The sequence below is a fragment of the Candidatus Merdisoma sp. JLR.KK011 genome, assembly GCF_036941125.1.
In the GTDB taxonomy this organism is placed as follows: domain Bacteria; phylum Bacillota; class Clostridia; order Lachnospirales; family Lachnospiraceae; genus Laedolimicola.
The window spans coordinates 409,079-430,737 of sequence record NZ_JAYWSZ010000003.1 but is presented as its reverse complement, the minus strand read 5'-3'; the positions used below and the strand labels follow the sequence as shown (position 1 = coordinate 430,737).

General features: G+C 49.8%; 18 protein-coding genes. 4 read left to right on the top strand and 14 right to left on the bottom strand.

Annotation, left to right across the window (positions count from 1 at the left end; all coding sequences use genetic code 11):
- Positions 1 to 42: 42 nt before the first annotated feature.
- The 3 genes from nifU to VV089_RS03020 form a co-directional block, all read right to left on the bottom strand.
- The gene (gene nifU, locus VV089_RS03030; RefSeq protein ID WP_334334894.1) at positions 43 to 486 is read right to left on the bottom strand and encodes a Fe-S cluster assembly scaffold protein NifU; all 444 of its coding nucleotides are present in this window, start codon (positions 484 to 486) and stop codon (positions 43 to 45) included.
- Between the two features lie 153 nt (positions 487 to 639).
- A complete protein-coding gene (nifS, locus tag VV089_RS03025) occupies positions 640 to 1,821 on the bottom strand; it encodes a cysteine desulfurase NifS (RefSeq protein WP_334334893.1) in 1,182 nt (393 codons plus the stop codon).
- Between the two features lie 19 nt (positions 1,822 to 1,840).
- Entirely contained in the window at positions 1,841 to 2,302 is a 462-nt protein-coding gene (locus tag VV089_RS03020) for an RrF2 family transcriptional regulator (protein ID WP_172544331.1), read from the bottom strand.
- A 471-nt stretch (positions 2,303 to 2,773) separates the two neighbouring features.
- On the opposite strand from VV089_RS03020, the gene VV089_RS03015 reads away from it, so the two are divergent.
- Positions 2,774 to 4,099 (top strand): putative polysaccharide biosynthesis protein, encoded by a 1,326-nt coding sequence (locus VV089_RS03015; RefSeq protein WP_334334892.1) that lies wholly within the window; start codon positions 2,774 to 2,776, stop codon positions 4,097 to 4,099.
- A gap of 177 nt (positions 4,100 to 4,276) precedes the next feature.
- On the opposite strand, the gene VV089_RS03010 is transcribed toward VV089_RS03015, so the two are convergent.
- The 5 genes from VV089_RS03010 to rny all read right to left on the bottom strand — a co-directional run bounded on the left by VV089_RS03010 (position 4,277) and on the right by rny (position 9,842).
- Positions 4,277 to 5,305, bottom strand: a complete 1,029-nt coding sequence (locus tag VV089_RS03010; protein WP_334334891.1) for a 3-deoxy-7-phosphoheptulonate synthase — start codon at positions 5,303 to 5,305, stop codon at positions 4,277 to 4,279.
- 142 nt (positions 5,306 to 5,447) lie between these two features.
- Positions 5,448 to 6,320, bottom strand: coding sequence for a site-specific tyrosine recombinase XerD (xerD, locus tag VV089_RS03005; protein ID WP_172544334.1), 873 nt, complete (start codon positions 6,318 to 6,320; stop codon positions 5,448 to 5,450).
- 193 nt (positions 6,321 to 6,513) lie between these two features.
- Complete coding sequence (locus VV089_RS03000) at positions 6,514 to 7,272, bottom strand: stage II sporulation protein M (protein ID WP_172544335.1); 759 nt, start codon at positions 7,270 to 7,272, stop codon at positions 6,514 to 6,516.
- A gap of 145 nt (positions 7,273 to 7,417) precedes the next feature.
- Positions 7,418 to 8,215, bottom strand: a complete 798-nt coding sequence (gene proC, locus VV089_RS02995) for a pyrroline-5-carboxylate reductase (protein WP_172544336.1) — start codon at positions 8,213 to 8,215, stop codon at positions 7,418 to 7,420.
- A 124-nt stretch (positions 8,216 to 8,339) separates the two neighbouring features.
- Positions 8,340 to 9,842 carry a ribonuclease Y gene (gene rny, locus VV089_RS02990; RefSeq protein WP_442891535.1) on the bottom strand — a complete coding sequence of 501 codons (1,503 nt, stop codon included), beginning with the start codon at positions 9,840 to 9,842 and terminating at the stop codon, positions 8,340 to 8,342.
- 286 nt (positions 9,843 to 10,128) lie between these two features.
- On the opposite strand from rny, the gene VV089_RS02985 reads away from it, so the two are divergent.
- Entirely contained in the window at positions 10,129 to 10,863 is a 735-nt protein-coding gene (locus tag VV089_RS02985; RefSeq protein WP_334334890.1) for a hypothetical protein, read from the top strand.
- Here the strand turns inward: VV089_RS02985 and VV089_RS02980 are convergent.
- From VV089_RS02980 to VV089_RS02955, 6 genes are all read right to left on the bottom strand, one after another.
- Entirely contained in the window at positions 10,787 to 12,007 is a 1,221-nt protein-coding gene (locus tag VV089_RS02980) for a CapA family protein (protein ID WP_334334889.1), read from the bottom strand. The two genes, VV089_RS02985 and VV089_RS02980, sit on opposite strands and share 77 nt — an antisense overlap.
- A gap of 183 nt (positions 12,008 to 12,190) precedes the next feature.
- On the bottom strand, positions 12,191 to 13,990 hold the full coding sequence (locus tag VV089_RS02975; protein ID WP_334334888.1) for an AAA family ATPase: 1,800 nt from the start codon (positions 13,988 to 13,990) through the stop codon (positions 12,191 to 12,193).
- Between the two features lie 257 nt (positions 13,991 to 14,247).
- Positions 14,248 to 14,610: a PqqD family protein gene (locus tag VV089_RS02970; RefSeq protein ID WP_172540739.1), complete on the bottom strand. Its 363-nt coding sequence runs from the start codon at positions 14,608 to 14,610 to the stop codon at positions 14,248 to 14,250.
- Entirely contained in the window at positions 14,611 to 16,524 is a 1,914-nt protein-coding gene (locus VV089_RS02965; protein ID WP_334334887.1) for an OPT family oligopeptide transporter, read from the bottom strand.
- Positions 16,525 to 16,821: 297 nt separating this feature from the next.
- Positions 16,822 to 18,189, bottom strand: a complete 1,368-nt coding sequence (locus VV089_RS02960; RefSeq protein ID WP_334334886.1) for an NCS2 family permease — start codon at positions 18,187 to 18,189, stop codon at positions 16,822 to 16,824.
- Positions 18,190 to 18,406: 217 nt separating this feature from the next.
- Positions 18,407 to 18,940: a DUF4358 domain-containing protein gene (locus VV089_RS02955; RefSeq protein ID WP_334334885.1), complete on the bottom strand. Its 534-nt coding sequence runs from the start codon at positions 18,938 to 18,940 to the stop codon at positions 18,407 to 18,409.
- A 288-nt stretch (positions 18,941 to 19,228) separates the two neighbouring features.
- On the opposite strand from VV089_RS02955, the gene VV089_RS02950 reads away from it, so the two are divergent.
- Together VV089_RS02950 and VV089_RS02945 are read left to right on the top strand one after the other, a co-directional pair.
- Entirely contained in the window at positions 19,229 to 20,869 is a 1,641-nt protein-coding gene (locus VV089_RS02950) for an ABC-F family ATP-binding cassette domain-containing protein (protein WP_172540735.1), read from the top strand.
- A gap of 128 nt (positions 20,870 to 20,997) precedes the next feature.
- Complete coding sequence (locus VV089_RS02945; RefSeq protein WP_172540734.1) at positions 20,998 to 21,633, top strand: PilZ domain-containing protein; 636 nt, start codon at positions 20,998 to 21,000, stop codon at positions 21,631 to 21,633.
- Positions 21,634 to 21,659 lie beyond the last annotated feature (26 nt).

The window sequence follows — 21,659 nt, the reverse complement described above, 5'->3', positions numbered from 1 at the left end:
ACTTCCTCATTCCTGCAGATGCTGCCGAAACATTTTGTCTTTTTAATAAACCTCTTCTTCCTCTTCCTCGTCCTCATGGATATCAGACTTGGGCTTTGTGAGGCCCTCAATTTTGATGCCGTTCTTCTCTGCATAGTCCCAGAGGGCTGCATGGATGGCCTCCTCTGCCAGAAGGGAACAGTGAACCTTTACCGGCGGCAGGCCGTCCAGCGCTTCCATCACTGCTTTGTTAGTTACCTTTAAGGCTTCCTCTACGGTCTTTCCCTTTACAAGCTCCGTTGCCATGCTGCTGGTGGCTACGGCGGCGCCGCAGCCGAAGGTTTTAAACTTGCAGTCTTTTATCACTCTCTTATCGTCAATGTCCAGGTAAATCCGCATAATATCGCCGCATTTTGCATTTCCAACGGTTCCTACGCCGCTTGCGTTCTCGATCTCTCCCACATTCCGGGGATTCTGAAAATGATCCATTACTTTTTCGCTGTACATTCTTAGGTTCCTCCTATTCCAGTTCCGTAATATCCTTCACAATACACGGGTATGAAATCAATTTCCAGCCACAAAAACATGTGTCTGTAAATTGATTTGTGCATTGTGAAGGATATTACTGTTTTTATTCCAGTTCCGTAATATCCTATATTTCTATTCTGCCTTCCGCATAAAGTCCTCATAAAGAGGCGACATGCTTCTTAGACGGTCAATAATCTTCTTTAGCTGCTCCACCACAAAGTCCAGATCCGCCTCCGTAATCTCCTCATTCAAGGTGAGCCGCAGGGAACCGTGGGCAATCTCATGGGGCAGGCCGATGGCCAGGAGCACATGGGACGGATCCAGGGAGCCGGAAGTGCAGGCTGAGCCGGAGGAGCCGCAGATCCCCTCCATATCCAGCATAATCAGCAGCGATTCCCCCTCTATAAACTGAAAGCTGAAATTGGCATTGTTTGGCAGGCGGTCGGTTCTGTGGCCGTTGAGACGTGTATAGGGAATCTCCTTCAACACCCGGCCAATCAGATAGTCCCGGAGCCTCCGCTCCCGGTCAGTCCGCTCCTTGAGCGTTGCCATCGCCCGTTCCACAGCTTTTCCAAATCCTACAATTCCGGGAACGTTTTCCGTCCCTGCCCGGCGCTTGCGCTCCTGGGCGCCGCCATGGATAAAGGAACGCAGCTTCAAGCCTTTGCGGATATAAAGAAAGCCGATTCCCTTGGGGCCGTTCAGCTTGTGGCCGCTGGCGCTTAACATGTCAATATGGTACGCATCCACATCAATCGGTATATGCCCAAAAGCCTGCACCGCATCTGTATGGAATAAAATTCCCTGTTCATGGGCCAGCTCCCCGATCTCCCGGATGGGCTCCAACGTGCCGATCTCATTATTTGCAAACATAACCGAAATGATTATCGTATCCGGCCGGATGGCCTTCTTAAGTTCATCCAGCTTCACCACACCGTTCTCGTCCACATTCAGATAAGTAACCTCAAACCCATTCTTCTCCAGCCACTCACAGGTATGGAGAACCGCATGGTGCTCAATCTTCGTGGTAATAATATGCTTCCCCTTATTGCGGTAACTCTCCGCCGCTGCCTTCAGCGCCCAGTTATCTGCCTCACTGCCTCCGGCTGTAAAGTAAATCTCTTCTGCCTTCGCTCCCAAAGCCCCGGCGATGGTCTCCCTTGCCTCCGTCACAGCCTTCTTGCTCTCTGCCGCCAGACCGTATACACTGGATGGATTGCCAAAATGTTCGGTAAAATAGGGAAGCATGGCCTCCACTACCTCCGGCGCTGTCTTTGTTGTTGCCGCATTGTCCAGATAAATCAATTTTTCCAAAACGTAACACCTCTTCCTATTAATTTGTACAGCAGGAGCTCACGGCGCTCCCACCCTTATTTCCTACATTTCTGCTCTCCTCAACCAGCCTGTCAAGAGAAATCCTGTCCACCGTCTGATTGATGCTGTCATTGATCTGCTGCCACACATACTTTGTCACACAGAACTCCGACCCGTCACAGGAGCTTTCCTCCTTGAGCCCCGGACATTCCACCGGATCCAGATTCCCCTCCAGGGCCCTCAGAACATCTCCCACCGAGATCTCCTGAGCCGGCCTCGCCAGCTTGTAGCCTCCTCCCGCTCCCCGGACGCTGGTTACCAGACCTGCCTTCCGAAGCTTTGCTATCAGCTGCTCCAGATAGCTTTCTGAAATATTCTGCCTGGAGGCAATGCTGGCAATGGAAACCGTCTCATTCTCACTGTATACCGCCAGATCAATCAACGCCCGCAGCCCATACCGCCCCTTTGTCGACAGCTTCATAGAATCACCTCTTATTAATAGTTCCGTAATATTCCTTACAATACACCTCTATAAAATCAATTTCCAGTCACAAAAACGTGTGCCTGTAAATCGATTTGTGCATTGTAAGGAATATTACTGTTTTAATAGTTCCGTAATATTCCTTACAATACACCTCTATAAAATCAATTTCCAGTCACAAAAACGTGTGCCTGTAAATCGATTTGTGCATTGTAAGGAATATTACTGTTTTAATAGTTCCGTAATATTCCTTACAATACACCTCTATGAAATCAATTTCCAGTCACAAAAGCGTGTGCCTGTAAATCGATTTGTGCATTGTAAGGAATATTACTGTTTTTATCCCTGTTCTGCTGTATCAATTCCGAGTATTTTACTCGGATTTAGATAGATAATACCACCTGTCAAATGTTCTGTCAAGGACCTCCCCGGAATATATTAAAATAAACTCCCGAAAAACAGGAATCCCCCATGAAAAAGAAAAAGCATCCACTCATAGCCGGAACCCTCATCCTCACCCTCACCGGCCTTGCCAGCCGTTTTATCGGCTTCTTCTATAAAATATTCCTAAGCCGCACCATCGGTGCCGAAGGAATCGGCATTTACCAGATGATATTTCCCATCTATGGCGTCTGTTATGCATTTACCACCGCAGGCGCAGAGATAGCCATATCACGCTTCGTATCCGGCGAAATGGCCAGAGGGAAAAAAGAACAGGCCCGTTCCATCCTGTGGATAGGCCTTGCCATGTCTCTAAGCCTGTCCCTCCTCACCTCATTCCTGGTCTATAAAAACGCCGGCTTCCTTGCCGTACACCTGCTCCACGAAGCACGCTGCGCAGACCTGCTGCGCATCATGTCCGTCACCGTCCCCTTCGGAGCCTGCCACTCCTGCATCAGCGGCTATTACTACGGCCTTCAGAAAACAGCCGTCCCAGCCAGTGCCCAGCTCTTTGAACAGCTGGTACGGGTAGCCGCCGTGTACATCATCTACCAGGTTTCCCTAGAAGAAGGAAAAGCCCTCTCCCCGGCAGCCGCCGTCATCGGCCTGGTACTGGGAGAATTCGCCTCCATGCTCTTCACCCTCTTCGCCATATCCTCCGAAAGCCTGCATAACCGCACCGTAAAACCCACAGGCTTTCCGGCACGCCGCTATGCAAAACGCATGTTTCTGGAAGCCGCCCCCGTCTCTGCCAACCGCGTCTGCATGAACCTCTTAGGAAGCGCAGAAGCCATCCTTCTGCCCCTCACCCTTCAGCAGTACGGCCTCGCCCCGGAACGGGCCCTAAGCGTCTACGGAACCCTCACCGGCATGGCCATGGCCTTCATCCAGTTCCCCAGCGTCCTCACAAACGCCGTATCCGTCATGCTCCTCTCCGCCGTATCCGAATCCCAGGCCGCCGGAAACAAAAAACAGATAGCCCGCACCATCAAGAAAACCATCAACCTCTGCCTCCCCTTAGGCATCGCCTGCACCCTGTTTTTCCTCCTGACCGGAAAAACCCTGGGTACCTTCTTCTTCAAAAGCGAAATGGCCGGCGACTTCATCATCACCCTAGCCTGGATCTGCCCCTTTTTATACCTCAACAGCACCCTCCACAGCATCCTCAACGGCCTGGGAAGAACCGCCGCCGGCTTCATCAACAACCTCATCGGAGTCATGATCCGAATCTTCTTCATCCTAACCTTCGTCCCCAGATTCGGAATCCAAGGCTATCTCTGGGGCATCCTGGCCAACCAGCTCTTCGTATCCTTCCTAAACATAAACGCCCTAAAAGAAGAACGAAACCCCGCCTAACCCAAAAGAAAACCATCTACGCCCCTCAAGTTACCCCGCCAACAACATAAAAAGAGAATGCCGCAAAATGTCCCGAGAGCTTTTCCAATATCAAGGTGTCCGTGAAACGTCCGAACACCTGATATGGAAAAGCTCCCGGGACATTTTGCGGCATTCTCAGCACAACCTCCCGCTCATCTAACACCGCTCCGCAATCTCATAAAGCAGCCGCTTTGAATCCTCCCATCCAAGGCAGGGATCTGTAATCGACTTCCCATAAACATGATCATGAATCCCCTGACACCCCTCCTCAATGTAACTCTCAATCATAACCCCCTTCACCAGCCTCCGGATATCTCCCGAGCAAGCCCTGCTGTGCAGCACCTCCTTCACAATCCGGATCTGCTCCCGAAACTGCTTATTCGAATTACTATGATTCGCATCTACAATACAAGCCGGATTCCGAAGCTCCCTCTCGTGATAAAGCTCAAGCAAAAGCTGCAGATCCTCATAATGATAATTGGGCAGCGACACCCCTCTCTTATTCACGGCTCCCCGAAGCACCGCATGCGCCAGCTCATTTCCCTCCGTCTTCACTTCCCAGTCCCTGTAAATAAACGTATGCTTCTGCTGGGCCGCATACACCGAGTTCAGCATCACACTGAACCCGCCGCTGGTAGGATTCTTCATCCCCACCGGCACGTCAATCCCGCTGGAAACCAGCCTGTGCTGCTGATTCTCCACCGACCGCGCCCCAATGGCAATATAAGACAAAAAGTCCGTCACATACCTGAGATTTTCCGGATACAGCATCTCGTCCGCCGCCGTCAGCCCCGTCTCCTCAATAGCCCGGATATGCATTCTTCGAAGGGCCACAATTCCGGCCATGGGATCCGGCTTCTTCTCCGGATCCGGCTGGGTCATAATCCCCTTATACCCCTCCCCGGTAGTCCTGGGCTTATTCGTATAAATACGGGGAATAATAATCACCTTATCCCGAATCTTCTCCTGAACCGGCACAAGACGGCGCACATAATCACAGACCGCCTCCTCGTTATCTGCAGAGCAGGGCCCGATCATCACCAGAAACTTATCCGACTCTCCTGTAAATACCTTGCGTATCTCTTCATCCCGTTTCTTCTTTATCGCAGCCGCCCGCGGAGGCACCGGATGCAGCTCTCTTGTCTTTTCCGGACTTGGCAGCTCTTGTACAAACGTAATTCCCATAATCGTCAACTCCTCTTATCAGTACTCTCGGGTCTTATCATAATACAATCCCCCGAAAAAGTCACGAAAAAAAATCTGTGCAGATACCATTCCTATCCGCACAGACCATTTTCCTTATCAACAGACCTTCCTGCTGCCGGCCTTACCCTCTCGGATGCGCCTTGGCATAAACCTCCCGGGTGCGCACGGCATACATCATCGTGGTAGAAATATCCGAATGCCCCAGCATCTCCTGAACCACACGCAGATCTGCCCCATTATCCACCAGATGGGCCGCAAAGGAATGCCGCAGGGTGTGAGGCGTAATCTCCATCTGAATCCCCGCCTGCTTCGCATAATGCTTCAAAAGCTTCCAGAAGCCCTGACGGCTCATACTCTCCCCCGAACAGTTGGGAAAAAGCATCCCACACTCCTTATCGCCTATCAGCTCCGTCCTGGCAGACGCAATATACCGATCCAGAGCCTTTCTCGCCTTAGCCCCAAAGGGAATGATCCGCTCCCGGCTCCGATCCTGGCAGACAATATAATCAAGCTTCCAGTTCACATCCTCCAGCCGGAGAGAAATCAGCTCCGTAACCCGGATTCCCGTTGCATACAAAAGCTCCAGCATAGCCCTGTCCCGAAGCCCCTTGGCCGTCCGGTCTCCCGGCTGCGCCAGAAGCTTCTCCACCTCTTCCACAGACAGCACGTCCGGCGCCTTCTTCTCCACCTTCGGCGCTTTCAGATTCTCTGCCGGATCTGTCGTCACCTCGCCGTTTCTCATCATATAGAGGTAAAACGCCTTCATGGACGCAATGTTCCGGGACACCGTAGCCGCCGCCATCCCCTTTTTCTCCAAATCAAGAATATAAGAATTCAGATTCGTCTCCGTCACGTCCCTGAACTTCTCCACCTTCTGCGTCTTTAGAAAACGCATCATTTTCATCAAGTCTCTCTGATAAGAAAGCTCCGTATTCTGCGATGTCTTTTTTACCTCATGAAGATAAGACACAAAACTTTTAATCTCTTGTTCCATAAAACTTCCGCCCTCGAACTAATACAATCACAGTACTGAAACACCCGTCATGTTTACCATTATAGTAAGAAAAAAGCAGAAAAGCAATGGTCATTTTTTGCCTAAAACCCTTGGAAAATCAAGGTTTTAGGCATTTCTACAACATCTGGTTTTCCTGTTTTCAAAAGACCACCAAATCTTGTAAAAAATTTTTTCAGATTTTTTTCAAAAAGGGCTTCAGAAAGAAAGGATTCACATAGCTTTCCAGAAATGCTCCTGCAAAAAAGACCGCAATCCCCAGGACACCCACAAAAAGATAGGAAAAAAGCCGTTTTTTTCCATTGTTCCACTGGCGCAGCTTCCGCTCCTGGTTCCCCGACATTTCACAAACCCTTTTTAAAAGCCAGCAGCCGGCCGGGACATACAGAATAAAATGCGGCAGCCCCCCAGCGATGCAGAGCACAACCCCGGGAAAGCCCATTTTCATGGCTGCCGTTGTCATGGTAATTCCAAGAGCCGAGCCAATCCAGACCACATATCCCCAGGCCGCCAGAGCGCCGAACACCGTAAGGCCCGTGAGCCACAGAATGAAAAAGACGGAAAGCCTGGCCTTCAGCGTATAGAGAAACAGCTCCTCCGGGGCAAATTCCAGACGCTCGTATTTTGAAAAAAAGTACGGACTTAAGAGGGAAGTATTGTGCACCGCCTCTTTTCCAAACACGGTAATATAAAAGACTCCCAGAACAAATCCGGCCAAAAACAGCGTCAGAAAGAAATCCCTTTCGCGAATACGGATTCCCTTTATACTCTTTGCGCCTGTGCTCCTTAAGGTCCCCTGGCTCTGGGGCCAGGCAGGCTTCGCTGCCTTTTTAAGCCTCATGTATTTCACAGACTTTACAGACTTCATGCCGGGCAGCTGAAACGGCAGCGGCCGGATGGTGATATCTTTCAGATCCACACCTTTCACCTTCATACAAAAACCTCCCATACACTATTCAGTGTATGAGAGGTTATCCCGTTCCATGCCGTCAAATTCTGTTTTCCCTGCCTGGCCGCTCTGCCGCCGGCAGCATACTTTGAAATCCCGCTTATGCTGCCATCCGCTTTTCGGCTTCTTCTTACTTGATTGACTCAGATTTTTCGTAGCAGGCGTCGCATGCCTTGAGCACGGCATTACGGAAGCCGTATTCCTCCAGGGCGGCCACGCCGGCTATGGTAGTTCCTCCCGGGGAACATACTTTATCCTTAAGAACCGCCGGATGTTCCTCTGTCTCCAGAACCATTTTTGCAGCGCCTGCCACGGCCTGGGCCGCAAAAAGATACGCCTGCTCCCTGGGCATTCCGTATTTGACCGCCCCGTCTGCCAGGGACTCAATAAACTGGTACACGTAAGCCGGCGAACTGCCGCTTGCACAGACCACGGCGCTCATCTGGCGCTCTTCCACGCCGGCACAGATTCCCACTGCCTCAAAAAGCTTATGTACCAGATCCAGCTCTTCCTGGGAAAATTCCTCTCCCCGGAAGCTTAAGCCCGTCATGCCTTCCCCGATAAGAGCCGGCGTGTTGGGCATGGCCCGGATGATTCTCCGGTCAGAGCCCAGGATCTCTTTTAACGCACTGATGGTAATACCGGGCGCCAGAGAAATGACTACATGATCCGGGGTCACCGCATAGCGGATCTGCTTGAGCACTGACGGGTAATACTGAGGCTTCACTGCCAGCACCACGTATTTGGAAGAATTGGCGCACTCTGCGTTGGACAGCACATAGGGCACCCGTGTCTGCGCATATACCCTTTGCATGGTCTTCTCTGTTTTTGCCGTAAAGACAAAGCTGTCTGACGGAAATACCTTTAAGGCTCCTTTCAAAATCGCATAGCCCATATTCCCCATTCCAATAAATCCTATTTCTGCCATCTTCGTTCTCCTATTCTAAGTCGCTGCGCGACAGCACGAAAGGGTAAAACACTTAACATTTCCATTTCCGTTTCCGCCGCCAAAAAAGGCTGCCACACTTTCTGCGACAGCCTCTCTCATTTTCCTACTTTGCGTAGTCCGTCACCCTGCTTTCCCGGATGACATTTACCTTAATCTGGCCCGGATATTCCAGCTCGGCCTCAACCTGCTTGGAAATATCTCTTGCCAGCAATACCATAGCGGCATCATCTACCTGCTCTGGAACTACCATAATACGAATCTCTCTGCCTGCCTGAATCGCAAAAGACTTGTCTACGCCCTTAAATCCGTTGGCGATGTTCTCTAACTGTTTTAACCGATTGGTATACGTCTCCAGTGTCTCTCTTCTCGCCCCGGGCCTTGCCGCCGAAATGGTATCGGCTGCCTGTACCAGACAGGAAATCAGAGAAGTCGGCTCCGTATCCCCATGATGTGACTCTACTGCATTGATGACGATTGCTGACTCCTTGTACTTCTTGCACAAATCAGCGCCAATCTGAATATGTGAACCCTCTACTTCGTGGTCGATAGATTTTCCAATGTCATGTAAAAGTCCAGCTCTCTTGGCCATGCGCACATCCACGCCGATCTCCCCTGCCAGCAGTCCTGCCAGATGGGCGACCTCGATAGAATGCTTCAGAGCATTCTGGCCGTAACTGGTACGGAATTTCATTCTTCCAAGGAGCTTGATAAGCTCCGGATGAATGCCGTGAACCCCTACCTCAAGGGCGGCTGATTCACCTTCTTCACGAATCATCACTTCTACTTCTTTCTGCGCTTTTTCTACCATCTCCTCGATACGGGCCGGATGAATCCGGCCGTCCACAATCAGCTTTTCCAGCGCAATCCTCGCCACTTCACGGCGGATCGGATCAAAGCCTGACAGAATCACGGCTTCCGGCGTATCGTCAATAATCAGATCAATACCCGTCATGGTCTCCAGAGTCCGGATATTCCGGCCCTCCCGGCCAATGATTCTTCCTTTCATCTCGTCATTCGGAAGCTGGACAACGGATATGGTTGTCTCCGCCACATGGTCTGCGGCACACTTCTGAATCGCCGTTACGACATATTCCTTCGCCTTTTTATCGGCCTCTTCCTTTGCTCTGCTCTCAAGTTCCTTGACCAGCACAGCGGTTTCATGCTTTACTTCGTCTTCAACAGTCTTTAACAAATAATCTTTTGCTTGTTCGGAGGTCAGACCAGAGATTCTTTCCAGTTCCTGTACTCTTTTTGAATGAAGCTGATCGATCTCTGCTGCTTTCTTCGACAGCTTCTCTTCCTTTGCCGCATAGCTTTGTTCACGCCGCTCTAACGCTTCCGACTTCTTATCCAATGCTTCTTCCTTGGATAAAACCCGGCGTTCATACCGCTGAAGCTCCGCTCTGCGTTCCTTGGTTTCCTTTTCCAGCTCGTTCTTTGTCTTCAGCGACTCTTCCTTCGCCTCCAGCAAAGCCTCACGCTTGGAACGTTCTGCAACCTTTAGTGCGTCATCTATGATTTCCCTTGCTTTTTCCTCTGCGTTGCCCACTTTTTTCTCTATGGTGGTCTTACGCACGTACACCGTAACAAGGGCCGTCAGTACAATAGACACTAGCGCAACTATTATTGTAGTAATAAACGGCACAGGAGCACCTCCTTATTTAGTTTTCATTGTACAAATACAACATTTAAATTCTATACTTTTTTTGGCACTGTGTCAAGTAAACTTGCTTCTTTTCGCAAAATTTCTGTCACTTGACGGCAGCGCTTCACACAAACCGCTGTAAAATCCTTTTTATTTTAAGCTGTACAGTTGTTGAAAAGAACAAACCGTGGTAAGCTAAACATAAAGAATACCATTTGAACTCCCATCGATAAAAAGGAGCTGTTTTATGAAGCCTTCGAAAGTAAAAAGCCAGAAAGCAAAAGAACGGAAAATAAAAGCACTGGAACAAAACGAACGGGAAATCGATCTGTTATTAAAACAAAGGGACAAGCTCATCGAGAACTTAAAAGATACCTACGGCAACATGTTTAAAATTATCGTCGCAATTATACCCGTATTGATTTCGCTGCTGCTCACTTATACGGATATCGTTTCAAAGGAGCACGTCCCCTATGTGCGTTTTTTCCTGATTGAATTTATTATGATTTTTTCCATGACAATTGTCGCCTTTTTATTTAACGGAAATATAAAAAGGGATTATATTTCCGCCGTAGATCTATATCTATACGACAAATACAAAATTACATACCTGTTTTACGAAGGCGATTTAAGCAAAGAAGATATCACAGGCATAAAAGGAACCTTCCCCTTAACTACAACGCTGATCGGAATCAGCGCCGGAACCGCAGTTCTCTTCTTTGTCGCTTTTTCCATATACAGCGACCGGCATTTTTACACTGATTCCCTTCTGGGGCAGGCAATGGCTGTATTCATTCTCCTCCAGACCCTTTCGTTCCTTGCAATCGCATTGATGAACTGGGTGCGCAAGGTCACAAAAAAATCGTCGGTTACCGAATCCTGCTACCATTATCTAAACCGGGAGCCTAAGAGCCAGCCGGCGTCTGCTCCTCCAGAACCCTGCCGTCCTCCTCAATCCGAACGCCGAACGACAGCTCCTTAAGCCTCTGGAAGTAATCCTGCTTTTTGCTCAGCAGCCCCATCTGATTCCCCTCGCTTGCGCAGGGAATTACACGCACCCTTGTCTCCCCTTCCGTAACGGTCAGCTCCGCAACGATACTCTCATAAGCGCCGTTGCTGAAAATAAAGTTGCCAAGGCTGTAGAAAATAGGCTTTCCCTGATAGTACTCAATCCCCTGAAGCACATGGGGATGGCTGCCGATAACCGCATCAGCCCCGGCGTCAATGTACTGCCGGGCCAGGGTCTTCTGATACTCCTCCGGAAACGTATTGCGCTCAATTCCCCAGTGAACCAGCACCGCCACAAAGTCGCAGCTCTCCTTTGCCTTGCGGATCTCTTCGACTAGCTGCGCAGCGTCATAGGTGGTAAATACACCTGAGCTGTATCTGGATGCATTCCAGGAGGCTTCCGGAATCACGCGGCTGGCCCCCAAAAACCCAAAAGTCTTTCCCTGTATCTCAAAGACTGCCGGCGCCTTCGCCGCTTCCAGATCCTCCCCTGCTCCCACATGGGCGATTCCGGCCCCGTCAAGAGCGGCAAGCGTCTCCGTCAGAGGCCCTCTTCCAAAATCCAGCATATGGTTATTGGCCAGGGTCACCAGATCCACGCCAAGGTCAACCGGAACGCTGACCAGATCCGGCGGCACCCGGAAGGTATACTCCTTCTCCTCCATAGCTTCCCCTGTGGTTCCGAAAGGAAATTCCTGATTGAGAACAAACAGATCCCCCTCCTGCAAAAGCGTCAGAAGCTCCTGGCTGGCTGCAGCCTGGATTCCGTTCCTCCGGTATTTGTCCTGCAGAAGCTCCGTCAGATAGAGATCCCCGGCAAACAAAAGGCGGATCCCCTCTTCCCCGGATTCTTCCGGATAAAGAGACACTTCCCCTTCTCCATCCTCCGGAAAATCCGTCTTCTGTTCTTCCTGTTCCTCCCCTTCTTCCGCCCTCATCTGCCCTGCCTGTCCGGCTATGGCAGCAAAGCCTGCCGGCTGTACCGAAGAAGAAAAAGCCTCCCTCTTCCCTCCGGCAAAATCCAGCAGCCCACTGAAATAGCAGACGCCAAGAGCCAGGCCCAGCACGATAACAGAGCCGATGGTTCCCATGAGCAATCCCCTTAAAAATGCTTTCATTCCGGTTCTCCTATTCTAAGTCGCTGTGCAACAGCACTAAAGTGCAAAGTCCCTTCGACACACCTGTAATGAGAGAAACTTTTATTCGAAAGGACTCTCATAAAAGTTCCTCTCGTGCGCCTCCTCGACTTTGCCGTCCAGCAGATAATATTTTTCGAAAATACTTGACATTTCTTAGCTGGACTATTCCTGTCTGCAATACAGAGTATTTTCTAAACTATCTTTTTCTCCAATCAAGACCCTCTTCCCCTCAAAAGCAAATCCATATTTCCGAATCCGTGCCGGTTCAATTCCCTTCGCCTCCAAAGCAGCAGCATATTTCTTTTTCTCAATCTGAGCAAGGGCTGCTTTTACAGTGTCCTCCAGGGTCTGTTCCTTCCCCGGACGGAATACCTTAAACTCTATGATAATCGCGTCATCCATCTCATCCATAGGCTCCAGCATCACATCATACCGCCCAAAACCGCTCTCTCGATTGGAAGTCAGCGTGTAACGCCCCCGAAGCTCTGCCAACAGTCCCAGCACAAACCCATGATAAAACCGCTCCGGCTCCGCCGAAGGCTTTTTTCCTGTATCAAAGGAGCTGAAGGTTTCCTCTGTCACACGTGCCATATAGTCATTCATTTCCTCCAGATCCCCACGCAGCAATGCCTTCAAAAAGCCGCTGTAGTAAGATCCTTTATCCCGAAACCATCTCCTTATCAGACTGTTAAACATACTCCACACTTCCCGGTTCGTCAGAACCAGCTCATACTCCTCCCGGCCATATTCTACGCTAAAAGTATGATGTTCCGCCTTCAGATAGCCGCTGGCCAGAAAAAGGCTCCAGATCGCACTTTCATTTTCTCCCAGATCGCTATATACAATCTGTTCATCCAGTTCCATGCAGAGGGACTTTCCTTTCAGCAGATCCTCCATGGTTTCCTTTACCTCTTTGCTGCCCTCGCGTATTAATTTTCCCACCAGGCTGTTGCTGCTGGTGTTTTCGCAATGGCAACGAGCCAAGTGGCCACTTGTGGACATTTGGCGACTGCCTGCGACCCGAATACTATGGTATTCGGGGGCCCAATAAGTAGAAACTTTTCTTTTATCAAGATAATTTAAAATGGACCAGGGATTATAGATGTCCTTTCGATTCCCAAAAGTAAATCCGTCATACCATTTTTTTACCTCTTCCCTCTCTTCCAAAAGCCCGAACTTTTCCAGCGCATCCCATACTTCCTCCTGTGTAAAGCCAAAAGCTGATGCATATTTTTCAGAAGTTGCCGTTACTACTTCCAAGTTATTCAGATCAGAAAAGATGGACTCCTTGCTGACTCTCGTGATCCCTGTCATAATAGCCCGGCCCAGATACGGATTCGTTTTAAATGTTGCATTGAACAGATTCTGTGTAAAGGAAACCAGTTCCTCCCAATACCCGTATACATAAGCTTCCTGCATAGGAGTATCGTACTCATCCAGAAGAATAAGTACCTTCTTTTTATAAAAACGGGACAGATAAGAAGACAGCTCGTGAAGCGCATACGTTGCCGTTGCATCATCCATATCTACAGATACAGACTCAAAAAAGCTTTTCTCTTTCTCATCCAGCAGATCTCCCTCCATCAGAAAACGGTGCTCTGAATAAAGCCCCGTTAAAATCTGGCAGATCCGCTTACGTATCACCTGGTATTTTGCATTCTTGATATTGGCAAAGGAAAGGCTGATTACCGGATATGTTCCCTGAAGCAGACGATACTTCTCCTCCTGCCAGATTGCAAATCTTTCAAACAGTTCCCCCCGATCTGCATATTGTACGGAAAAAAACTGCTCTACCATACTTAGATTCAAGGTTTTTCCAAAACGGCGCGGCCGGGTAATCAGCGTCACCATATCCTGGTTCTCCCACCATTCTTTAATAAACATGGTCTTGTCGATATAAAAATTATCATTCGTAATCAATTCTTCAAAATCCTGATAACCGATTCCTACTGTCCGTTTCATAAGTCCCGACTCCCCACTTTCCTGTTTTCCAGTATAACGAACTCCTCCCGGCAGCGCCAGTCAAAACAAAACAGGGCTGACGCACCTAATCCATGCAACAGCCCTTCCTTATAATCACTTTATTCTCACAAACAGCTTAATATTTCTTTGCATCATTTCTTAATCCGGCATATACCCGCTGACTTTCACTGTCTTAATTATAATATAGCTGCTGGCTTCATTATAATAGATCGTCTTAAAGGTGTAAAGCTTTTCACTTACGCTTTTTTCTCAAGCGGCACACTATACCCGATAAAATGATTCTGATACAGAATCTGAAAATACTTCGTAAGCCTAGGCAGGAGAGGCTCCGCCTTCTCCCCATACTGCTCCTTTACCAGAAAGCTGATGTCATAAATCGTCCGCTTCCCGTCCATCTGACGCCACACAAAGCTTCCGTACTCGTCCAGGCTGATATGGCTCACCTTGGGCCTCTTAAAGACCTTCTGGGCCAGCCGGTTATAGAAGCCCTTGTTCTCCACATGGAGCACCACCAGATTCTTCTCATTCACATCCCAGCTATGTTCCGGCGCACACACCGGAACATAGTCGAGATAATTCTTTTTCTGCTTTCTGCTCATTTACTTCTCTTTTCTTTTCGTAACGACCCACATGGTAGACGTCAGAAGCGCAAAGAAGATCAAGCCGCCCAAATTGCTGTGAATCGGCGTTTCAGACACCAGTCCTCCAAGAAGATCCCCCAGGCTTCCGTCAGCCATAGGAATAATGGCAAATACGGCCAGAAGAATGCCGACCAGCCCCTCGCCCGCAATGAGGCCGGAGCAGTAGAGAACGCCGTTCTCAATCATATCCTTCTTCGCCTTCCCGCTCATATTTTCCTTCTTCTCAAAGAGCCACCGCACGGCGCCGCCAAGCATCATAGGCGTGCTCAGATGGATGGGCAGATAAAGTCCGACCGCAAAGGGAAGCACCGGAATCCCCAGAACCTCCACCACAATCCCGATAAAGGCTCCTGCAAATACGAGATTCCAGGGAAGATTGCCTCCCATAACACCTTCGACAATCATCTTCATCAGAGTCGCCTGGGGCGCGGGAAGCTCTGTACTTCCATAACTCCACGCAGCGTCCAGCAGATACAGAATCGCCCCGATAGCAACTGACGATGCCACGACGCCAATCAGCTCTCCGATCTGCTGCTTATAAGGCGTAGCCCCTACAATATAACCAGTCTTCAAATCCTGGGAGGTATCGCCTGCAATGGCTGCAATGATACAAATAACCGATCCAATGGCTATGGCCGCCGTCATACCGGCCTGTCCCACCTGTCCCGTCGCCTTCAGAATCATCGTAGTCACCAGAAGGGTGGCTATGGCCATACCGGACACCGGATTGTTGCTGCTGCCAATCAGTCCCACCATACGGGAGGAAACCGTAGCAAAGAAAAATCCGAAAATAACAATCAGAACCGCACAGAACAGATTCACCGGAACGACAGGAATCAGCCACAGCAGAACCGCCAGAACCGCAATGGCAATGAAAATCACCTTCATGGAAAGATCCTTATCCGTCCGCTCGCCCGTGCCCGCGCCGCCCTTGCCGTAGCCCTTCATGGCCTCCCGAAAGGTCTTGATGATCAGAGGCAGGGACTTAATCAGGCTGATCACACCGCCTGCTGCCACGGCTCCCGCGCCGATATACTTGATATAATTGCTCCAGATCCCAAAGGAACCGTCTCTGGCATACAGCTCCGCAACCGTTATATCCACCGGGAACAGCACGGAATCGCCGCCGAAAAGCACAATCAGAGGCATCAGCACAAACCAGCCCGTGATGCCGCCCGCAAACAGATAGGAGGAAATCTTCGTTCCGCAGATATACCCCACGCCCAGAAGGGCCGGAAGCACGTCCACACCGACGCCGGCGCCGGCATAGGCCGGAATCTCATAATGAACCTCGCTGGGAAACAGCTTAAAGCCGTCCGCAACAAACTTATAGAGAGCCGCAATGCCCAGGCCCTTAAATACAATACCGGCCTTTGCTCCGCCCTCTTCCCCTGCCAGAAGAACCTCTGCGCATGCCTGTCCCTCCGGATAAGGCAGCACGCCATGCTCCTGAACAATCAGGGCCTTCCGAAGAGGCACCATAAACAGTACGCCCAAGGCTCCGCCGATGCCTGCGATAATGGCAATCTCAACCAGGGAAGGCGCCTGGGTGCCCCACTCCGATGCCCATAAAAACAGCGCCGGCATGGTAAAGATAGCGCCTGCCGCCACAGACTCGCCTGCAGAACCGATGGTCTGCACCATATTATTCTCCAATACGGAATCTCTCCGCAGAATCACCCGGATCACACCCATGGAAATCACGGCCGCCGGAATGGAAGCCGATACGGTCATTCCCACCCGCAGCCCCAGATAGGCATTGGCTCCGCCAAAGAGCACCGCCAGCAGGATGCCCAGAATGATGGATGTCGCCGTAAACTCCGGCAGATTCTTCTCCGCCGGAATAAACGGTTTGAAATTGTTGTCACTCATACTCTCTCTCCTTCTCTATGGTTTTCCCGTTTTTTACTCTTAACGTACAAAAAGACTTCCAATAAAACAAAAAAACCAAGTAATAATAGGTTAAGTATACCATGTTCCGCCGGCATTTGACAACTGTTTCTCCTCCAAAAACAAGGTTCAAAAATCTACGCTGGATTTACAAAAAAATAAGGGAGCTCCGTCACTGGCGTGCCAGGACAGCCTCCCTTATCGTCTTTTACTCTATATCCAAGGTGCAAAACGGACACCTGTCCGCCTTTATATGGATCTTGGACATGCAGCACAGGCCTAAATAAAGAAATACTTAAGTAAAAACAGCGCTGCCAGAATATACATTACCACGCTGATCTTCTTATCCTTCGCCTTCTGGGAAACCATATTCAACAGCACATAAGAGATAACTCCCATGGAGATGCCTTCCGAAATACTATAGAAGAAAGGCATTGCCGCAATACAGATAAACGCCGGGATTCCCTCTCCATAATCAGAAAAATCAATGGTTCCCACCTGATTTACCATATAGAAGCCTACCACAATCAGCGCAGGAGCCGTGGCAAAGGACGGAATGGCAAGAAAAATAGGAGACAGAAGCAACGACAAGGCAAAGAGGACTGCCGTAGTCATAGCCGTAAGTCCGGTTCTTCCTCCCTCCGACACCCCGGAAGCGCTCTCTACAAAGGTGGTGGTCGTAGAAGTGCCAAGCACTGCGCCGGCCGTCGTTGCAACTGCGTCTGCCATCAGCGCGCCCTTGATATTCGGCAGCTTCCCGTCCTTATCAAGCATGTCCGCCTTGGACGCCACGCCGATGAGCGTTCCAAGCGTATCAAACATATCCACAAACAGGAATGCAAATATAATCACCAGAAATTCCCCCAGCGGAATGGATGCAAAATCAAGCTTTGCAAAAATCGGCGCAATACTGGGAATGGAAAGCCCGCCGGAGAAATCCGGAAGCAGTCCATAGAAGCCAATCTCTGGATTTGGGACATAGATTCCCGCAAACTGACAGAGAATTCCAAGAACCCAGGTAATCAGAATCCCCCAGAGAATGTTGCCTTTTACCTGCCTGATGACCAGAACAGAAGTGATGAGAACGCCCACAATCGCCAGGATCACCGTAATTCCCACATCCCGCATGGTGCCGCCCTCCACGGCATCCAGGGAAAACAGCTCTACCAGGGTTGCTCCCCCTACTACAATCTTTGCATTCTGCAGACCGATAAATGCAATAAAGAAACCGATGCCTACAGACACTGCCTTTTTCAGATTTGTCGGAATCGAATTAAAAATCGCTTCCCGGACATTAAACAAAGAAAGCAGAATAAAAATCACGCCCTCTACAAATACGGCTGCCAGAGCCGCCTGCCAGGGATAACCCATGCCCAGCACAACCGTGTAGGCAAAGTAAGCATTGAGCCCCATGCCGGGAGCCAATGCAAAGGGGTAGTTGGCAAAAAGCGCCATACATACCGTGCCTAAAAATGAAGCAAGAACCGTCGCTGTAAAAACCGCTCCCTGATCCATGCCTGTGGCGCTTAAGATACTGGGATTTACCGCCAGTATGTAAGCCATGGTCATAAATGTGGTAACACCGGCCAGTACCTCCGTCTTTACCGTTGTGTTGTTTTCCTTCAGCTTAAATAATTTTTCTACCATTAATAACTTCCCTCCGATTGTAGTTCCGCAGCAGTTCCGCAGCAGTTCACTTCGTGAACCCGGCTTGAGATCCGCCGCATTATAAAAAGTAAATTGCCACCCCAGCCTCTGTCTGCAGGGCTGTGAATGGCAACAAACAAAAACACAATACACAGTTTAACACATTTACAAAAAAAGGTAAACTTATTTTTTCATTTTCGACAAATTGTGCGGATTGTCAGAAGCAGCCCTCAAAAGCATCCACTGCCTTCTGAACTTCCTCCTTTGCAAAGGAAAGCTGCTCCTCCTCGGAAGCATCCTCCCTCATATCCACGGCTCCCACCAGAAATAGAGCTGCATAGTCTCCCTTCCTCACCACCTGGCACGCCTGTGTTTTGGCAATATTCATGGGGTAAATCATCTGATCCTCCACCAGAGCCGTCCGCACCCGTAAAAGCTCTTCCTCCAGGGCGTCCCCTTTGCCTTCTGCCGCCTTTGCAATCACCACCCGGTCCGGATGCGCGCCAATCATAGGCATCTGGGCCGCAACGGATTCCATCAGCGAAGTATCGATTCCAAGCACCTGGGACAGCATTTCCTTATCCAGATCCGAATCCGGAAGGTAATCCTCCCCGTAAGCCTCCTGAACTGCCTTTAAAATGTCCTCCACCGGCGGCTCCTTCTGGGCTGTGCTTCCTTTACAGCCTGCTAAAAGTCCTGCCGCAAGAAGCAGAACCACCGCCAAAATACGTGTCTTTTTTCCCGTCTTCATCTTATCTCTCCTTCCTATTTGAAGTTCCGTAATATCCTTCAAAGTGCACGAGTATGAAATCAATTTCCAGCCGCAAAAAACATGCGTCTGTAAATCGATTTGTACACTTTGAAGGATATTACTATCAATGATCATTTTCATTCACATTCTTTCCAAAAAATCATAACACAATCCCTCAAATTATACAATGCCGTAAATCCGGCATTATTTTCGTTGAAATTTCCCATATTTTATGTATAATAATAAAAGCAGCAGGAAATAAAAATCTAGGAAACAAGAGGATTAAACATGATACAGGCAGTAAATGTAACACTCAGAATCGGAAAGAAAGCGCTTTTCGAGGATGTAAACATCAAATTCACTGAGGGCAACTGCTACGGACTCATCGGGGCCAACGGCGCAGGCAAGTCCACCTTTTTGAAAATATTGACGGGGGAACTGGAATCTACAAGCGGTGAGATTGCCATCACCCCGGGGCAGCGGCTCTCCTTCTTAAAGCAGGATCACTTCCAGTATGACGATTTCCCTGTTATGGACACCGTCATCATGGGCAATGCCCGTCTGTACGAGATTGCCAAGGAGAAAGACGCCATCTATGCCAAGGAGGATTTCACAGACGAGGACGGCATCCGCGCCAGCGAGCTGGAAGCGGAATTTGCCGATATGAACGGCTGGGAGGCGGAAGCGGACGCAGCATCCCTGCTGAACGGCCTTGGCATTGATACGGAACATCATTATACCCTGATGAAGGATATGCCCGGAGCACAGAAGGTTAAGGTGCTTCTTGCGCAGGCTCTTTTCGGCAGCCCGGATATTCTGCTTCTGGACGAGCCTACCAACCATCTGGATCTGGATGCCATCGCATGGCTGGAGGAATTCCTAATCAACTTTAACAACACTGTAATCGTGGTTTCCCATGACCGCTATTTCCTCAATAAGGTCTGTACCCATACGGCGGACATCGACTACGGCAAGATTCAGCTCTACGCCGGCAACTACGACTTTTGGTACGAATCCAGCCAGCTTCTTATCCGCCAGATGAAGGAGGCCAACAAGAAAAAGGAAGAGAAGATCAAGGAGCTGCAGGAATTTATCTCCCGTTTCAGCGCAAACGCTTCCAAATCCAAGCAGGCAACCTCCAGAAAGCGGGCCCTGGAAAAGATCGAGCTGGATGAGATCAAGCCCTCCAGCCGGAAGTATCCCTACATCGACTTTCGGCCTAACCGTGAGATTGGAAACGAGGTTCTCACGGTAGAAGGCATTTCCAAGACAATCGACGGCGTGAAGGTTCTGGACAACATTTCCTTTATCCTGGGCCATGATGACAAGGTTGCCTTTGTGGGCAGCAACGAATTTGCAAAAACCACCCTGTTCCAGATTCTGGCCGGAGAGATGGAGCCGGATGAGGGAAGCTACAAGTGGGGCGTAACCACAAGCCAGGCTTATTTCCCCAAGGATAACACAAAGGAATTCGACAACGACGATATCATTGTAGACTGGCTGACCCAGTACTCCGAGATCAAGGACGTCACCTATGTCCGCGGCTTCCTGGGCCGGATGCTCTTTGCCGGCGAGGACGGCGTGAAAAAGGTCCGTGTGCTGTCCGGAGGCGAGAAAGTCCGCTGCATGCTGTCCAAGCTGATGATCTCCGGGGCCAATATTCTCATCCTTGACGAGCCTACAGACCATCTGGACATGGAGTCTATCACTGCCCTCAACAACGGACTGATCAAGTTCCCGGGCGTGCTTTTATTCTCCTCCCGTGACCACCAGATCGTCCAGACCACGGCAAACCGCATCATCGAGCTGCTGCCGGGCGGCACCATGATCGATAAGATCACCACCTACGATGAATACCTGGAGAGCGATGCCATGGCCAGAAAGCGCACTGTCTACAGCAAGGCTGCCGGTACGGAGGAGGACAATTAATTTGTCTCTCCTCTTCCGAAGCGCTGCTTGACAATCCTTGCTTTTTTTCATTGCCCCAGACGCAATTTTCTGTTATACTAAAAAGAAAGGCTGTGTAATCACAGCAGAAAGCGAGGAGGCCCCTCATTATGGATATTCTGAAAAAATGCAAAAAAGCAGAAATCTATACCCTTGCAGATGAGGCCATCTGTGAAGCCGAAGTGTTCCGGGATATGGCCGATGAGCTCTGGCTCTCCATTCCCGGCGACGTTGTTCTGGAAACAGCGGATTTTTACACCATTGTCTTTTTCGACTCCGTTTCCGGCCTGCTCCGCTGCCATTGCAGCGTAGGAGAAGCCCAGCCCATCTCAGATGAACGCAACTCTGTTCCCTGCAGAATTATGGAAGTGAAGGAGACCAGACAGCGCAGGCAGGATTTGAAAATCTATTTTGAAACAAGCCTGGATATGTTCTGCACCTATGTTCCAAGTATCGCAGTCGGCATTCCCGAGCGTTTCAAAGCCGTAACCCGTGATATCAGCGCCGGCGGCATCTATTTCATCTGCGAACACCGCCTGCCGGAAGGTACCGTGGTTCAGTTCCAGCTCCACGGCGCATCCAAACCTCTACTGTTAGCCGCAAGAGTACTGCGCTTTGAATCCGTTGACGAGAGGGACGGCAAGCCTCAGTTCGGACACGGCTGTCAGTTTATTGAGATGAGACCTCAGACCGAAGCAGTTCTAAGAAACTACATATTCCGTCAGGAACGCCAGAGCAGACGATAGTATCTGTTTTCAGCACAGGCAGGAAC

Coding starts and splice junctions, on each gene's coding strand:
- nifU (WP_334334894.1), bottom strand. CDS start 486: ATGTACAGCGAAAAAGTAATGGATCATTTTCAGAATCCCCGGAATGTG.
- VV089_RS03020 (WP_172544331.1), bottom strand. CDS start 2,302: ATGAAGCTGTCGACAAAGGGGCGGTATGGGCTGCGGGCGTTGATTGAT.
- VV089_RS03015 (WP_334334892.1), top strand. CDS start 2,774: ATGAAAAAGAAAAAGCATCCACTCATAGCCGGAACCCTCATCCTCACC.
- VV089_RS03010 (WP_334334891.1), bottom strand. CDS start 5,305: ATGGGAATTACGTTTGTACAAGAGCTGCCAAGTCCGGAAAAGACAAGA.
- xerD (WP_172544334.1), bottom strand. CDS start 6,320: ATGGAACAAGAGATTAAAAGTTTTGTGTCTTATCTTCATGAGGTAAAA.
- VV089_RS03000 (WP_172544335.1), bottom strand. CDS start 7,272: ATGAAGGTGAAAGGTGTGGATCTGAAAGATATCACCATCCGGCCGCTG.
- proC (WP_172544336.1), bottom strand. CDS start 8,215: ATGGCAGAAATAGGATTTATTGGAATGGGGAATATGGGCTATGCGATT.
- VV089_RS02985 (WP_334334890.1), top strand. CDS start 10,129: ATGAAGCCTTCGAAAGTAAAAAGCCAGAAAGCAAAAGAACGGAAAATA.
- VV089_RS02980 (WP_334334889.1), bottom strand. CDS start 12,007: ATGAAAGCATTTTTAAGGGGATTGCTCATGGGAACCATCGGCTCTGTT.
- VV089_RS02975 (WP_334334888.1), bottom strand. CDS start 13,990: ATGAAACGGACAGTAGGAATCGGTTATCAGGATTTTGAAGAATTGATT.
- VV089_RS02970 (WP_172540739.1), bottom strand. CDS start 14,610: ATGAGCAGAAAGCAGAAAAAGAATTATCTCGACTATGTTCCGGTGTGT.
- VV089_RS02965 (WP_334334887.1), bottom strand. CDS start 16,524: ATGAGTGACAACAATTTCAAACCGTTTATTCCGGCGGAGAAGAATCTG.
- VV089_RS02960 (WP_334334886.1), bottom strand. CDS start 18,189: ATGGTAGAAAAATTATTTAAGCTGAAGGAAAACAACACAACGGTAAAG.
- VV089_RS02955 (WP_334334885.1), bottom strand. CDS start 18,940: ATGAAGACGGGAAAAAAGACACGTATTTTGGCGGTGGTTCTGCTTCTT.
- VV089_RS02950 (WP_172540735.1), top strand. CDS start 19,229: ATGATACAGGCAGTAAATGTAACACTCAGAATCGGAAAGAAAGCGCTT.
- VV089_RS02945 (WP_172540734.1), top strand. CDS start 20,998: ATGGATATTCTGAAAAAATGCAAAAAAGCAGAAATCTATACCCTTGCA.